We start from the raw sequence: 15,915 nt of genomic DNA, 5'->3' as shown, positions 1-15,915 counted from the left end.
AAATAAAAAACACTCCAAAAGTTAAGTAAAATTATAACTTTTGGAGTGTTTTTTATTTCATATTTTGAATACGAAGATAACTGAATTTATTTTTTATTATTTATCTTCTTTTTTTCTTCGTTTTAATAATAATAGCAGACCACTTAATAATGTGAACTCAGCTAAAGATAATAATGAGTTTTCATTTTCACCTGTATAAGGTAGAGTATTTAATTTTGAATGATTATTATTCACATTAAATTTATTATTAAAATTATTAAATGTAACTTTGTTGTCATTAACCAATCCAAAGTTATTTTCAAATTGCTTAACATTCACATGTTCAATCTCATTAATAGTCACTCTCGTTAATTCATTAATATCATTAGTAGTCACATTTTCAGCTAATTTATTTAAGGCTTTCATAACATAAACATCAATTTGTTTATAAGCTTTATTTCTATTATATTCTGATATATTTGTTAATCCTTTAATATACGCTTTACGTTTATTTGCTACATCAAAGATTTGAGATTTAGCTTTCAATTTTACTTTGTCGATTAGAACTATTTTATTAAATTCTTGAAGATAATGTATTTTTATATTATCAACTTGTTTATTAGTTTGAGCTTGGTTTACTTTTTCTTCTGCTTTTTTATATGATTCATCAAGTTTTTGTTTTATGAATAGTTTTTCATCTATTGTAAATGTTTGATCAGATGATACTTTATCTTTTAATTTTTGTAATTCCACTTCTAATTTAGATAAAGCATCTGCTTTTTTAATAACTTCAACTTGAATACTATTAATTGATTGTTTACCTTGCTCTGTAGTCTGATCGACATCTGAGTTAGTATTGGCACCTTCGAGCAGTTTTTTAGCTCTCATTACTGCCTCTTCTACTTTTTGTTTTGCTGCATCCTTTTCTTCTTTTGTTGCGTTTGGTGTTTGATCAATTTCTGCTTTCTTTTGTTTAGCTAATTCGTCGATAGTTTGTTTAGCTACAGATTTTTTAACTATTTCTGGTTGAATTTCATCAATAGCATGTTTACCACTTTCTTTGGCTATTTCAACATCAGAATTAGTCGTAGATTGAGCAATATTATTCTTTGCTTTTATAACTTCTTCATCTACTTTTTGTCTAGCCACATCCTTTTCTTCTTTTGTTGCATTGTGATTATTCTCAATTTCTGCTTTTTTAATTGTTGCTTCATCATCTATCGCTTGTCTAGCTAAAGATTTTTGTATTGTCTCTGGTTGAATATTAGATATAATTGAAATTCCAATTTGAGTTGATTGATCTACTGTATCATTCGTTGTAGATTGATCAACATTATGTTTCGCTTTTGTTGCTGCTTCATCTACTTTACGTTTTGTCATTTCTTTTTCTTCATTCGTTGCTTCATGATTACTATCAATTTCTGCTTTTTTTGCTGTTACTTCATCATCTATAGATTTTTTGGCTTGTGTTTTTTTCAAAGCTACCGCATTAATGTTATTTATTGCACTTATACCATTAATTTGTGCATGATCTACATTGGAATTATTTATTGATTGATCAACATTTCTTTTAGCTTTATTAACCTCATCATCAATTTTTTGTTTAGCTATGTCTTTTTCTTCTTTTGTTGTCGAATTATCTTGATCAATTAGATTTTTTCTAAGAGTTGCTGCTTCATCTATCGCTTTTCTTGCTTCAGCTTTTTTAACTACTTCTGGTTGTATATTTTCAATAATATTTTTACCAGTTGTTTTAGCATTATTCACACCGTCATTTGTTGTAGCTTGATTTATATTATTTTTCGCTTTTATAACTTCTTCATCAACTTTTTGTTTTGCTGCTTCTTTTTCTTCTTCAGTTGCATCTAGCATTTGATTAATTTTTTCTTTTTTTACTTTCGCTACTTCATCAATTGCTTGTCTTGCTAAAGATTTTTTAACCACTTCTGGTTGAATATTATTGATTTCTGTATTTCCTGTTGTTTTTGCTTGATCCACTTCATCATTTGTTGTAGCTTGATCTATATTATCTTTTGCTTTTGTAGCTTCTTCATCTACTTTTTGTTTTGCTACTTCTTTTTCTTCTTCAGTTGCATCTGGTGTTTGATCTATAATTTTTTTCTTAGCAATTGCAGATTGGTCAATTTCATGTTTTGCCTCTACTTTTTTTATAATTTCAAGTTGGATTGTATTAATAACATTTATCCCTTTTGTTTTCGCGTTATCAACTCCATCATCATTTTCTGCTTCGTTGATATGAGTTTTAGCTTCTGTTAACGCTTGATCCACTTTACTTTTCGCTGCTTCTTTTTCTTCTTCAGTTGCTTCTTGCGTTAAATCAATAGTTGCTTTTTTAAGTTTAGCTAAATCATCAATTGCTTGTCTTGCTTCTGATTTTTTAACTACTGTCGGCTGAATATTATTTATCATTGTAGTGCTATTTTGTTCAACTTGATCTACGTCATTATTTGTTTTTGCTTGATCAATTCCATATTTTGCTTTTATGACTTCTTCGTCAATTTTTGATTTCGCTGCTTCTTTTTCTTCTTCAGTTGCATCAGGTGTTTGATCAATGATAGCTTTCCTAGTTAATGCAATTTGATCAATAGCATTCTTAGCTGTCTCTTTTTTTACAACTTCTGGCTGAATGTTATTTATAGCAACATTTCCTCTATCTTTTGCTTGATCTACATCACTATTTGTTATTGCTTGATCAATACTATGTTTTGCTTTTGTAACTTCTTCGTCAACTTTTTGTTTTGCTGCTTCTTTTTCTTCTATTGTCGCATTTGATGTTTGATCAATATTATTTTTTTAGCTCTTGCTACTTGATCAATTAACGTTTTAGCTGCAATTTTTTTAATAATATTGGGTTGGATATTATTAATTGCTATTGTGCTATTATGCTCAACTTGATTCACATCATTATTTGTAACTGCTTGATTAATGTTACGTTTTGCTTTTGTTACCTCTTCATCAACTTTTGATTTCGCTGCTTCTTTTTCTTCTGTTGTTGCATCTGGTGTTTGATCAATGATGTTTTTTCTAGTTAATGCAATTTGATCAATAGAAGTCTTAGCTGTCTCTTTTTTTACAACTTCTGGCTGAATGTTATTTATAGCAACATTTCCTCTATCTTTTGCTTGATCTACATCACTATTTGTTACTGCTTGATCAATACTATGTTTTGCTTTTGTAACTTCTTCATCAACTTTTGATTTCGCTGCTTCTTTTTCTTCTGTCGTTGCATCTGGTGTTTGATCAATGATGTTTTTTCTAGTTAATGCAATTTGATCAATAGAAGTCTTAGCTGTCTCTTTTTTTACAACTTCTGGCTGAATGTTATTTATAGCAACATTTCCTCTATCTTTTGCTTGATCTACATCACTATTTGTTACTGCTTGATCAATACTATGTTTTGCTTTTGTAACTTCTTCATCAACTTTTGATTTCGCTGCTTCTTTTTCTTCTGTCGTTGCATCAGATATTTGATCAATGATGGCTTTTTTGATTTTTGCTTGAGTATCTATACCTCGTTTTGCTTGTTCTTTTTTAACTATATCTGGTTGGATATTATTTATTGATGCCGTACTATTATGTACTACTTGATCTACATCATTATTAGATAAAGCACGATTAATATTATTTCTTGCTTCTGTTGCAGCTTCGTCTACTTTTGATTTCGCTGCTTCTTTTTCTTCTGTTGTTGCACCCGGTGTTTGATCAATCGCTTCTTTTTTAATTCTAGCTACTTCATCGATTGCAGTCTTTGCTGCTATTTTCTTAACTATATTTGGTTGAATATGACTAACTGTTGTAACACCATCTTCTTTTGCTTTGTCAACAGCTTGATTTATTTCTGTATGATTAATATTATTTTTTGCTTCTACTGCAGCTTCGTCTACTTTTGATTTTGCGGCTTCTTTTTCTTCTATAGTTGCATCAACATTATTGTCGATCTCTGTCTTCTTATTAATAACTTCATTATCAATTGCTTGTCTTGCTTCTGATTTTTTAAGCACATCTGGTTGGATTGCATTGATTGTATTCGTACCATTTGTTTTTGCTTCATCGACATCTGAGTTAATTATTGCTTCATTGATATGAGCTTTGGCTTCCGTTACCGCTTGGTCTACTTTCGCTTTAGCTGCTTCTTTTTCTTCTGTTGTCGCATCTGGTGTTTGATCAATTGCTTCTTTCTTGACTCTTGCAGCATCATCAATTGCTTGTCTTGCTTCAGCTTTTTTAAGCACATCTGGTTGGATTGCATTGATTGTATTCGTACCATTTGTTTTTGCTTCATCCACACCTGAATTATTTATTGCTTCATTAATATGAGCTTTGGCTTCCGTTACCGCTTGGTCTACTTTCGCTTTAGCTGCTTCTTTTTCTTCTGTTGTCGCATCTGGTGTTTGATCAATCGCTTCTTTTTTAGCTCTTGCAATATCATCGATTGCTTGTCTTGCTTCTGATTTTTTAAGCACATCTGGTTGGATTGCATTGATTGTAGTTGTACCATTTGTTTTTGCTTCATCGACACCTGAATTATTTATTGCTTCATTGATATGGCCTTTGGCTTCCGTTACTGCTTGGTCTACCTTCGCCTTGGCTGCCTCTTTTTCTTCTGTTGTCGCATCTGGTGTTCGATCAATCGCTTCTTTTTTAGCTCTTGCAATATCATCGATTGCTTGTCTTGCTTCTGATTTTTTGATTACTTTTGGTTGGATTGCATTGATTGTAGTTGTACCATTTGTTTTTGCTTCATTGACACCTGAATTATTTATTGCTTCATTGATATGGCCTTTGGCTTCCGTTACTGCTTGGTCTACCTTCGCTTTGGCTGCCTCTTTTTCTTCTGTTGTCGCATCTGGTGTTTGATCAATCGCTTCTTTTTTAGCTCTTGCAGCAGCATCAATTGCTTGTCTTGCTTCTGATTTTTTGATTACTTCTGGTTGGATTGCATTGATTGTAGTTGTACCATTTGTTTTTGCTTCATCGACACCTGAATTATTTATTGCTTCATTGATATGGCCTTTGGCTTCCGTTACCGCTTGGTCTACTTTCGCTTTTGCAGCTTCTTTTTCTTCTGTTGTCGCATCTAGTGTTCGATCAATTGCTTCTTTCTTAGCTCTAGCTACTTCATCAATTGCCTCTCTTGCTTTTATTTTTTTCGTAATTTCTGGTTGGATTGCATTAATAAAATTCGTACCATTTGTTTTAGCAGTATCTACATTTTCATTTTTTAGTGCTTGATGAATTTGTTCCTTAGCCTTAGTAACCTCTTGATCTATTTTCGCTATTGCTGCCTCTTTTTCTTCTACTGTTGCATCAGGTGTTTGATCAATTGCTGCTTTTTTAATTCGGGCTACCTCATCGATTGTATCTCTTGCATCTGATTTTTTAACCACTTCTGGAATAACTGCATTAATTGCAGTTATTCCTTCATTTTGTGCATCATCTACACTTGAATTAGTAGTTGCTTGATTAATGTTATTTTTAGCTTCGGTTACTATTTTATCTACTTTTGCCTTTGCGACTTCTTTTTCTTCTATAGTCGCATCTTCTATTAAATCAATTTCTTGTTTTTTAGCTATAGCGGCTTGATCAATTGCTTGTGTAGCAGCATTTTTCTTTACTGGATGCGCTTCTACTTGTGATATCTCGTTTACTTTGTTTTCTTTTAATATTTCAATTTCATTATTGTGATTTAGACTGTTAATATCTGCTTTTGCTCTAGCTACCAAATTGTCTATCTCAGTTTTGGCTGCATTTTTTTCTTCTAAAGTTGCATTATTATCCTTATCTATTTCAACTTTTCTTGCAGATGCTATATTATCTATTGCTGTTCTAGCGTTACTTCGAACAGTTGGGGTTATAGTAGCAGCATTCACACTATCTATGCTACTTGTTTTTTGTTGAGCTACACCATTATTTGTAGTTTCATTCATAATATTTGTTGTAGCCTCTGACACTAAATTATCAATCGTTGCTTTTGCAGCTTCTTTTTCTTCTACTGTTGCATCAGGATTATTATCAAACTCTACTTTTTTAGCATTTGCTCTTTCAGTTAATTCATCAATTGCTGCTTGCTTTACTGTTGGAGTAAGATCAATCATTGTAATTTCATTAATTCCAGTGTCTTTATTTGTTGCTACATCATTTGAGGTCATTGATTGATCAACAGTTGTATAACTAGATTGTAGTGCTTGATTCACTCGCTCAATCACAGCATTTTTTTCTTCAATTGTAGCTGTATCGTTACCCATAAAGAGCGCTCTTTTAGTTCTTGCAACTTTGTCTAATGATAATTTAGCATGTGCTTTATCTAAATTTAAATCGATACTATTAATCGTTGCTTGATCTTTCAATTCACTTATAGGCATCTCATCTGTTTCAGCTAATACTTCTTTAGCTTTTCTAAGTACCACTTGCATTGCTTCCCATACTTCTGGTGAATTATCGTTTTGATCAAGATTGGCTAAATCATCCTCAATTTCTGTTACTTTGTCTCTCAAATGTTGCTTATACATTTTAACTGTAATAGTTTGTTTATCTAATACAATATCTCCTTGTCGCATAGCAGAATCAACACTTACAAATTCATTATGCACACCGTATCTTGTATAATGATCGCCATTATTACGTCCAAAATCTTTAGAATCACTTAACCTATTCATATTTATACCATCTGTAACATAAGTCAAATGTCCTAAGAATTCTTTTTCAATTGGTCGATCAGTTGGTAAGGATAATCCTATAGAAATATTTTTACTTGCTCCTGCTTCAAGTCGATCTATTTTAACTGTTAACTCTTTAGTTGCTGCATTAAATTTTCCAGTAGCATTTTTTGTAGATACATATGTCACATCTTCTGGTAAAACAATCGTATATTCTGTTTTATTTGAACTAGAATGTCCTCTATTTTCAATTCTAAACCCTATTTCTTGATAAACTCGATCAGCATTTATGGATCCAGATTGTGCAAAGTAGTGTGTATTATTTACTGTCGCAGTTAAATATGCGCCACTATTAATGGTAACATCAGCTAACACTCCGCCTCCAAAGTTATTAGGACCAGTAAGAAGTCTATGTCCATTAGTAGAATCAGTACTACGATTTAATGCCGATTCAAATCTTAATCTTAATCGTGAGACTGTTTCTGGCACTTGAAATACACCTACAAAGTTACCAATTGGGTTCTGTAATATATCCGGAGTTCCTTTATATAAAAGTGTAGAAGGATTATTCGCATCGTAAATATACACTCTTGCACCATTAACCCCCCATATATTATTCATACTACTAGAAATATAATGTAATTGGATTTCTGATCCAGGAGTAACATCAACATCTTGGTAAATTGATCCTACTGTAGGATCAGCTATACCTGGAACTTGATTAAAGTTACCATTATATTTTGATAGTACTACACCAATTTTATTATTGGTTTTATCGAATATATAAGGATTGTATGCGGGCAACGATTTAGGACCCCAAATTAATGGAATGATGGTTTGATCATTACTATTTACATGCCAACCCGGTACAGTATTTGCTTCATTCATTGCAGACTCTAAATTCTTAGTCGGTATCGTCGCACCCTGTGAATTATCTGTAAATGTCCCATTAATGATTTGACCAGTATTTTGTTCATTTACAACCATCGGATCTGTATTTGTAGTACTAGGAGTGTTATCTACTGAACGTTTCCCTCTTCTATGTGGTTGATTAACGTTTGTAGTTTCACGATTATTTTCATTACTAACTACGTCATTAGTTGTTACTTTCTCATTATGATTTGTATTATTTTCAGTGCTATTAATTACATTATTCACTGTACCTTCTTCACGTTCACGGTTAATTGAATAATCACTTGAAGTATTACTTTCATTATTTCGATTATTTTCATTTGAATTAGATGTATTTGCTGACGTTGTTTCATTATGTGGTTGTTCAATATTAGTATTTTGTTTATTAATCGTCGCACTTTCATTCGTTTGTGGAGCACTTGTATTTGTTTCTGCATCATGAGTTGCTGCATGACCAGGATGTGATAAAAACACTAATGTAGCAATTAGCGTTGAAAATGTCCCCACACTAAATTTACGAATACTAAATTTCTGTTTTTTAAAAAGATTCATTATGTTTCCTCCTTGATGTTCTCTCTTGATGTCAATTGTTATAATGAAAATGTTTTATGTATGCTATAGTTGTTACTATCACTTACATAATATTATATTCACACTTAAATATAATATCATAATAAAATTAAAAGTACTACAACTAAATAATATAAAAATATTAAAAATAAGTTAAATTATAAAAAAACAGCGAAGAATCATAACTTCGCTGTTTTTCTGTATTATTGTTTAAATATCTATAAATCATTATATACTGTCTATTTCAATACCTTCATCACCCCATGCTTGCATGCCGCCTTCAACATTAACTGCATGAATACCTTCATTTTCAAGGTAGTTCGCTACTTTTTCACTACGAACACCTGCAGCACAAACGATGTAGTACGTTTCATTTTTATTAAATTGATTTAAGTTATCAGCAATTTGATCCATTGGAATAGTTTTAGCACCAGGAATTGTACCCATTGCAGTTTCTTCATCTGTTCGCACATCGATAATATTTACTGGATTAGATCCTAGTATTTTCTCTTTTAATTGATCTACTGTAATTGATTCCATTATAAAACTCCTCTTTTATTATTTTGCAACGATATTCACTAATTTTTGAGGTACAGCAATAACTTTTTTAATCTCTTTACCTTCTATAGATAGTTTAACATTTTCATTTTGTAATGCTAACTCTTGCATATCTTCTTTAGATAAGTCTTTAGGAATATTGATTTTCGCTCTTACTTTACCATTAACTTGCACTACAATTTCAATCTCATCATCTACAAGTAATGATGCATTATACGTAGGCCAAGGTTGGTACGTAATAGTTTCTTTATTGCCTAAACGTTGCCATAACTCTTCACTAACGTGAGGGGCAATTGGTGCTAACATTTTAACAAATCCTTCTACATAAGGTTTGTAAATGTTATTCGCTTTATAACAATCATTGATAAATACCATTAATTGACTAATTGCTGTATTAAAGTTAAGAGTATCAAAGTCTTCTGTCACTTTTTTAACTGTTTGATTATAAACTTTATCCAATGAATTATCGTTATTTTCAACAATTTTATTAGATAATGACCCATCTTCATTAATGAATAATCTCCATACACGATCTAAGAAACGTCTAGAGCCATCTAACCCATTTTCACTCCATGCTATAGCTGCATCTAATGGTCCCATAAACATTTCATATAGGCGTAATGTATCTGCGCCATGTGATGCTACGATATCATCAGGATTAACAACATTACCTTTAGATTTACTCATTTTTTCGTTGCCTTCACCGAGAATCATACCTTGGTTGAATAATTTTTGGAATGGTTCTTTCGTAGGAACTACACCTAAATCATATAATACTTTATGCCAGAATCTTGAATACAGTAAGTGAAGTACCGCATGTTCTACTCCACCAATATATAAGTCTACCGGCAACCAATGTTTTAATTTCTCTGGATCTGCTAACATATTCTCATTATGTGGATCAATATATCGTAAATAATACCAACAACTACCAGCCCATTGTGGCATAGTATTTGTTTCGCGACGTCCTTTCATGCCTGTTTTTTCATCAACAACATTTACAAAGTCATCAATATTGGCTAATGGTGATTCACCCGTACCAGATGGTTTGATTTGGTCAGTTTCAGGAAGTAATAATGGAAGTTCTTCTTCAGGAACAGTTGTCATCGTACCATCTTCCCAATGAATCACTGGAATTGGTTCTCCCCAATAACGTTGTCTACTAAATAACCAGTCACGTAATTTGTAATTCACTTTTTTCTCGCCAGCACCTTTGGCTTCGAGTAAAGTAATTGCTTTAGAAATTGCTTCTTTATTATCTAGCCCATCTAGTTCGCCAGAATTGATATGTGCACCTTCTCCAGTATATGCTTCTTCTTGAACGTTTCCGCCCTCGATAACTTCAATGATAGGTAAATCAAATTTCTTAGCAAATTCATGGTCTCGCTCATCATGTCCTGGTACTGCCATAACTGCACCTGTACCATAAGTCGATAATACATAATCAGCAATCCAAATTGGAAGTTTCTTACCTGATAACGGGTTAATAGCATACGCCCCAGTAAACACACCTGATTTATCTTTTGCTAAATCAGTACGCTCTAAGTCTGATTTTTTTGATGCTTCTTCTTGATACTGTTTAACCATTTCTTTTTTGTCATCAGTAGTAATTTCATTCACTAACGCATGTTCAGGACTAAGTACTAAGAATGTTGTACCGTAGATAGTATCTGGACGTGTTGTAAACACATCAATAGTGTCATTAGTATTTTCAACATTAAATGACACACGTGCACCTTCAGAACGACCAATCCAGTTTCTTTGCATATCTTTAATTGATTCAGGCCAATCTAATCCATCTAAATCTTCTAATAAACGATCGGCATATTCTGTAATTTTTAATACCCATTGTTTCATCGGACGTCTATATACAGGATGACCTCCACGTTCTGATACACCATCTACAACCTCTTCATTTGATAACACTGTACCAAGTGCCGGACACCAGTTTACTGCAACTTCATCTACATATGCGAGTCCTTTATTATAAAGCTGAATAAAAATCCATTGCGTCCATTTATAATATTCAGGATCTGTAGTATTAACTTCTCGATCCCAATCATAACTAAAACCTAGTTCTTGAATTTGACGTTTAAATGTTTGAACATTCTTTTTAGTAAATTCTCTAGGATCATTCCCTGTATCTAACGCGTACTGCTCAGCGGGTAATCCAAAGGCATCCCAACCCATTGGATGTAATACATTATATCCTTGCATACGTTTATAACGAGAAATAATATCCGTTGCAGTATATCCTTCTGGATGTCCTACGTGTAATCCCGCACCAGATGGATATGGAAACATATCTAATGCATAGAATTTTTTTTGACCTAAATTATCGTTTGCTTTGAATGTTTTATTCTCAGCCCAATAATTTTGCCATTTCTTTTCAATCTCTTTGTGATTATAACCCAAAGTATTTTCCTCCTAATAAAAATAAAACACCTCAAACTATTACTTTTGACAGGGACGACTTTCTTTAGCCGCGGTACCACCCTCATTCACATTTTACATGTGCACTTTATAATAGTAAGAGATGTTTTAAATTCAATTAATTAACGGTAAGTTCACTTAATTCTTAACGCTAGTTTGCACCACCACTAGCTCTCTTTAGAAAAGTATTTAAGTTACTACTCCAATACAGTTTAATATTATGAGATTCGTAACCTAATTTCAAGTGGTTAATCATATTTTATATGTTTAATTTTCAAGTTGTCTTTCAACGATTTTCATGTTGTGATTGTTTCGGTAGACCCTTATCAAAAATAGATAAGAAAAACATTCCTATTAATAAAAGAATGATCATTCCTATGAACATTGCACTCATATTGAATGTATCTACCAATATACCCCCGATTAGAGGACCAAATGCTTTCCCCACAGTTGATGCAGAATTTACTACACCCTGATATTGACCTTGCTTACCTTGTGGCGCTAAATAATTGGCAATCGTTGGTACTGCAGGCCATACAAACATTTCACCAAAAGTAAGAATAATCATTCCTATTAAGAAGACGGTAAATTGTTCTGCAAAACTTGTAACAAAGAATGACAACATAAAAATTAAAATACCAACAAACATTTGATATTTTAAGTTTCCTTTTAACAAACGAATGACTGGTCTAATTAATGGTTGTGCAACTAAAATCATAATTCCATTTACCGTCCACAATACACTATATTGAGACATTGAAATATTAATTTGTTGCGTAAATGAGGCTATTGTTGTTTCCCATTGAATGTATCCAATCCAACAAATACTAAACATGGCACATAATAATATTAAAGCTATAAAACGTTTTTTATTTTCTTTACTTTGGATATCTAGACTATCTGGTGATTTCACTTTAGCATGGTATTCTAAATTAAATTGCGTAAAGGCTACAATTCCAAATAATACGTACATGATTAAATTAGCTAAGAAGATAAAATTAAAGCTAAATTCAGCAACGAAACCTCCCATTGCAGCTCCAGCAGCAACACCTATGTTTTGAGCTAAGTAGATAGCATTAAAAGTTGTTCTGCCACCATTAGGCCAAACGGCACCAGCCATTGCGTAGATTGCTGGAACAATCATTCCTCCACCAAAACCAAGTAGCACTAACCAAACTGCATACCACGGCCATCCATGAAAGAAATTAAGTAATGTTGTACTAAGCAAACAAGTAATAGTACCTATCATGATTGTACGGTAACCACCTAACTTATCGAACAACGTTCCACCTAGTAAGTTACCAACTACCATTCCAAAAGAATTAATCATTAGAACAATCCCAGAAACTGTCAAGCTTTTTCCTAATTCTTCTTTCATATAAATCGTATTTAAAGGCCATAAAAAGCTAGAACCAGTTATATTTAATGCCATTCCTATAACTAGCCACCATACTGATCTAGGTATATTCATAATTTTTAAGTCCTCTCTTTATATTTTTATCGAACTATAATAAACACTATAACATTAAAATATGTTAAAATCTTTACTTAGAACTAAGTTAGATAGAAAGGATAATGTGTTATGGGTAAGTATTTCCCGTATGCCTTTGAAAATAAACGATATCATACATGGAATTACCATTTAAAAAATAAATTCGGACAGAAAATTTTTAAAGTTGCTCTAGATGGCGGATTTGACTGTCCAAATAGAGACGGTACTGTCGCACATGGCGGTTGTACGTTTTGTTCAGCAGCTGGTAGTGGTGACTTTGCAGGAAATAGAGCCGATCCAATTGAAGTACAATTCCAACAAATTAAAGAACGAATGCATGAAAAATGGAGTGAAGGTAAATATATTGCTTACTTCCAAGCATTTACAAATACCCATGCACCTGTAGAAGTTTTAAAAGAAAAATATGAACCTGTGTTAAAAGAAGAAGGAGTTATTGGTTTATCTATCGCTACACGTCCAGATTGTCTGCCAGATGATGTGGTTGAATATTTAGCTGAACTAAATCAACGTACTTATTTATGGGTGGAACTTGGTCTTCAAACAGTTCATCAGAAAACCTCTGATTTAATTAATCGTGCGCACGATATGCAAACGTATTACGAAGGTGTAGCTAAATTGCGTAAACATAATATTAACGTATGTACACACATTATTAATGGCTTACCAGGTGAAGATTATCATATGATGATGGAAACAGCACGAGAAGTGGCACAAATGGATGTGCAAGGTATTAAAATCCATTTATTACATTTACTTAAAGGTACACCAATGGTCAAACAATACGAAAAAGGTATGCTTGAATTTATGACTCAAGAAGATTATACAAACTTAGTGTGTGATCAACTTGAAATCCTTCCGCCAGACATGATTATTCATCGTATTACTGGAGATGGACCGATTGATTTAATGGTAGGACCAATGTGGAGTGTTAACAAGTGGGAAGTTCTCAATGAAATAGATGATGAATTAGCACGTCGTGAATCTTATCAAGGTAAGTTTTACACATCTAATACTAAGGTGAATTCATGAAATTAGAACGTATTCTTCCTTTTGCTAAAACACTTATTAATCAACATATTCAAGATGATAGCATTGTTATTGATGCTACGTGTGGTAATGGAAATGACACCCTATTTTTAGCAGAACAGGTTCCAAATGGCAAAGTGTTTGGTTTCGATATACAAAAAGAAGCTATTGAACATACAAAAGAAAAAATAGCATCCTTTAAACATGTTACGTTGATACATGATGGACATGAAAATATCTTAAATGATATACCAAGTGATGTCATCGGAAACGTGGATGCAGCTATTTTCAATTTGGGATATCTGCCTAAAGGTGATAAAACCATTGTTACTAAACCTGAAACAACTATTCAAGCTATTGAAAGTATTTTTAAACTATTAAGTACAGAAGGTATTATTGTACTAGTAATTTATCATGGACATAAGGAAGGACAAATCGAAAGAGATGAATTATTAAAATATCTCGAAAACTTTGATCAAAGTAAAGCACACATATTAAAATATCAATTTATCAATCAAGTTAATCATGCACCTTTTATATGTGCAATTGAAAAACGCTAAATTTTAAAACCCATAAATTAAAACATCAAATCGTAGTTTTAATTTATGGGTTTTTTATATTAAACGCTCATCAATGAATTCAAACTATTTTCTAAAGATTCATATTTTCTTTTAATAATAGTAGTAATAAAATCTAATAATTCATTTCTATATTTATTTTTTTCTTCATTAAAATGGATAATAACCGTACGTTCGTCGTCAATGGGACGCTCTTTGTAAACCCAATCAGATTGAACTAAATTATTATACGTTCTTGTTCGTTTATATGACTTGATATTAACATATTGATCCATCTCTTTTAATGTCATAGGCCCCTTTTCCCATAACGTTAATAAAATAAGTACTTCTTCTTTATTTAAATGATACTTCTCATAAATAATTCTAAATATAGAATCTATATCCTTCAATAATTTCTCTAATTTCAATACCATGGATACCGTTTCTTTTTTTTGTAATTTCATAATTCATTCCCCTTGATCTCTCATATTATGTATAATAATTATAATTCAATTTATTATTAAGTTTATACGATTTGGCGTTTTTAAAAATTCAATACAATTTATTTTTCAGTAATATATCAACTATATTTTTTAATTCAACATTTATATTATAAATCTAATACTAAATTCATACAATTTATAAAAAGTAATTGATAGTTATAATTCTACTTATATTGTAATTTTAACTCATTTATAATATTATCACCATATTTTTGATATAGAATAGGCTCGTAGATCTCTATCTTCTACGAGCTATTTTTATAGATTTTTAAAAATTATCTTATATTTCCTCAATATCTTCTTCTTGTACAATAAATCCCATTGTATTTACGCTATTATTCAAGAAAGTTAATATATATCTCATGACTTGATCTCGTTCAGGTTCATTGTGAATCTCATGATAAAACCCTTTCCACGCTTTAAAATAAAATTCATCAGCAAGAAATTGTTGTTTTAAAATATCTATTGAAGACGTTTCTAAGATTTTATCTTCAGTACCATACATTAATAAAGTGGGTAACGGTTTGATATCTTTAATATGTTGTGATGTGTCTCTCATTGTTTCATTAATAATGTTAAACCATTTGTAAGATACTTTCTTTAACATCAATCCGTCATGATTTGTCTCATCAATCACTTCTGAATTACGAGTTAAATCTTCGTAATCTATTCCTAATTTAAATTGTGTATCTTTTGAGCTCTTTCCAATATTAGATATAAACATATTTTTTCGTGTTTTATAATTTTTCTTTAATTCAAGCATTGGAGAGAGTAGTAATATGCCTTCAATAGGTAGTTCAGTCTTTTCAAGTAAATTGAGAATAATTAAACCACCTAATCCAACACCCATAACAAATGTTGGTAATTTGTATTCGTTTGCAATTTTTATCCATTCAACTAACTGTTCATGATAAATTTCAAATCGTTGCAGTTGACCTCTGTTAGCTCGTGAAGTTTGACCTTGTCCAGGTAAATCACCCATAATTACGTGATAACCATTACGTCTCAACATCGTAATCACATACGCATATCTACCAGTGTGTTCTAACATATTATGTACTATGATGATTACGCCTTTAGCGTCATGTTCTGTTTCCCACTTCCACATATTTTTGAATCCTCTCTAATTGAATGTTTATCAAATGTATTATATCAAATTATACCTTTAATTGTTGTTAAACAGTATT

The 15,915-nt window shown here is 31.7% G+C and carries 9 protein-coding genes and 1 other annotated feature; of the genes, 2 read left to right on the top strand and 7 right to left on the bottom strand.

From position 1 onward, the window contains the following. Positions 1-96: 96 nt before the first annotated feature. From NST64_RS05215 to NST64_RS05195, 5 genes are all read right to left on the bottom strand, one after another. On the bottom strand, positions 97-2,760 hold the full coding sequence (locus tag NST64_RS05215; RefSeq protein ID WP_445785732.1) for a DUF1542 domain-containing protein: 2,664 nt from the start codon (positions 2,758-2,760) through the stop codon (positions 97-99). Next, positions 2,757-8,120, bottom strand: coding sequence for a SasC/FmtB family protein (locus tag NST64_RS05210; protein ID WP_340731099.1), 5,364 nt, complete (start codon positions 8,118-8,120; stop codon positions 2,757-2,759). The genes NST64_RS05215 and NST64_RS05210 overlap by 4 nt, the downstream gene beginning before the upstream one ends. Before the next feature lie 246 nt (positions 8,121-8,366). Next, complete coding sequence (locus NST64_RS05205; protein ID WP_002449646.1) at positions 8,367-8,678, bottom strand: rhodanese-like domain-containing protein; 312 nt, start codon at positions 8,676-8,678, stop codon at positions 8,367-8,369. A gap of 18 nt (positions 8,679-8,696) precedes the next feature. Further along, positions 8,697-11,111, bottom strand: coding sequence for a leucine--tRNA ligase (gene leuS, locus NST64_RS05200; RefSeq protein WP_049418249.1), 2,415 nt, complete (start codon positions 11,109-11,111; stop codon positions 8,697-8,699). A 47-nt stretch (positions 11,112-11,158) separates the two neighbouring features. Continuing rightward, positions 11,159-11,349 (bottom strand) — a binding site (T-box leader). 66 nt (positions 11,350-11,415) lie between these two features. Further along, complete coding sequence (locus NST64_RS05195; RefSeq protein ID WP_049418251.1) at positions 11,416-12,600, bottom strand: MDR family MFS transporter; 1,185 nt, start codon at positions 12,598-12,600, stop codon at positions 11,416-11,418. A gap of 111 nt (positions 12,601-12,711) precedes the next feature. Between NST64_RS05195 and NST64_RS05190 the strand changes: the two genes are divergently transcribed. Together NST64_RS05190 and NST64_RS05185 are read left to right on the top strand one after the other, a co-directional pair. Then, positions 12,712-13,671 carry a TIGR01212 family radical SAM protein gene (locus tag NST64_RS05190; RefSeq protein WP_017176354.1) on the top strand — a complete coding sequence of 320 codons (960 nt, stop codon included), beginning with the start codon at positions 12,712-12,714 and terminating at the stop codon, positions 13,669-13,671. Next, positions 13,668-14,228: a class I SAM-dependent methyltransferase gene (locus NST64_RS05185; RefSeq protein WP_049418253.1), complete on the top strand. Its 561-nt coding sequence runs from the start codon at positions 13,668-13,670 to the stop codon at positions 14,226-14,228. Before NST64_RS05190 ends, NST64_RS05185 begins: the two co-directional genes overlap by 4 nt. A 59-nt stretch (positions 14,229-14,287) precedes the next feature. Here the strand turns inward: NST64_RS05185 and NST64_RS05180 are convergent, their stop codons facing one another. Further along, positions 14,288-14,689: a transcriptional regulator, SarA/Rot family gene (locus NST64_RS05180; protein ID WP_002449620.1), complete on the bottom strand. Its 402-nt coding sequence runs from the start codon at positions 14,687-14,689 to the stop codon at positions 14,288-14,290. Between the two features lie 319 nt (positions 14,690-15,008). Then, a complete protein-coding gene (locus NST64_RS05175; protein WP_002449637.1) occupies positions 15,009-15,836 on the bottom strand; it encodes an alpha/beta fold hydrolase in 828 nt (275 codons plus the stop codon). Positions 15,837-15,915 lie beyond the last annotated feature (79 nt).

Source organism: Staphylococcus sp. FSL W8-1268 (assembly GCF_038003965.1).
Classification (GTDB): domain Bacteria; phylum Bacillota; class Bacilli; order Staphylococcales; family Staphylococcaceae; genus Staphylococcus; species Staphylococcus hominis.
Note: the sequence above shows the minus strand (reverse complement) of the source record. Positions and strands in the feature narration are given on the sequence as shown.

Coding starts and splice junctions, on each gene's coding strand:
- NST64_RS05195 (WP_049418251.1), bottom strand. CDS start 12,600: ATGAATATACCTAGATCAGTATGGTGGCTAGTTATAGGAATGGCATTA.
- NST64_RS05205 (WP_002449646.1), bottom strand. CDS start 8,678: ATGGAATCAATTACAGTAGATCAATTAAAAGAGAAAATACTAGGATCT.
- NST64_RS05175 (WP_002449637.1), bottom strand. CDS start 15,836: ATGTGGAAGTGGGAAACAGAACATGACGCTAAAGGCGTAATCATCATA.
- NST64_RS05180 (WP_002449620.1), bottom strand. CDS start 14,689: ATGAAATTACAAAAAAAAGAAACGGTATCCATGGTATTGAAATTAGAG.
- NST64_RS05190 (WP_017176354.1), top strand. CDS start 12,712: ATGGGTAAGTATTTCCCGTATGCCTTTGAAAATAAACGATATCATACA.
- NST64_RS05185 (WP_049418253.1), top strand. CDS start 13,668: ATGAAATTAGAACGTATTCTTCCTTTTGCTAAAACACTTATTAATCAA.
- NST64_RS05210 (WP_340731099.1), bottom strand. CDS start 8,120: ATGAATCTTTTTAAAAAACAGAAATTTAGTATTCGTAAATTTAGTGTG.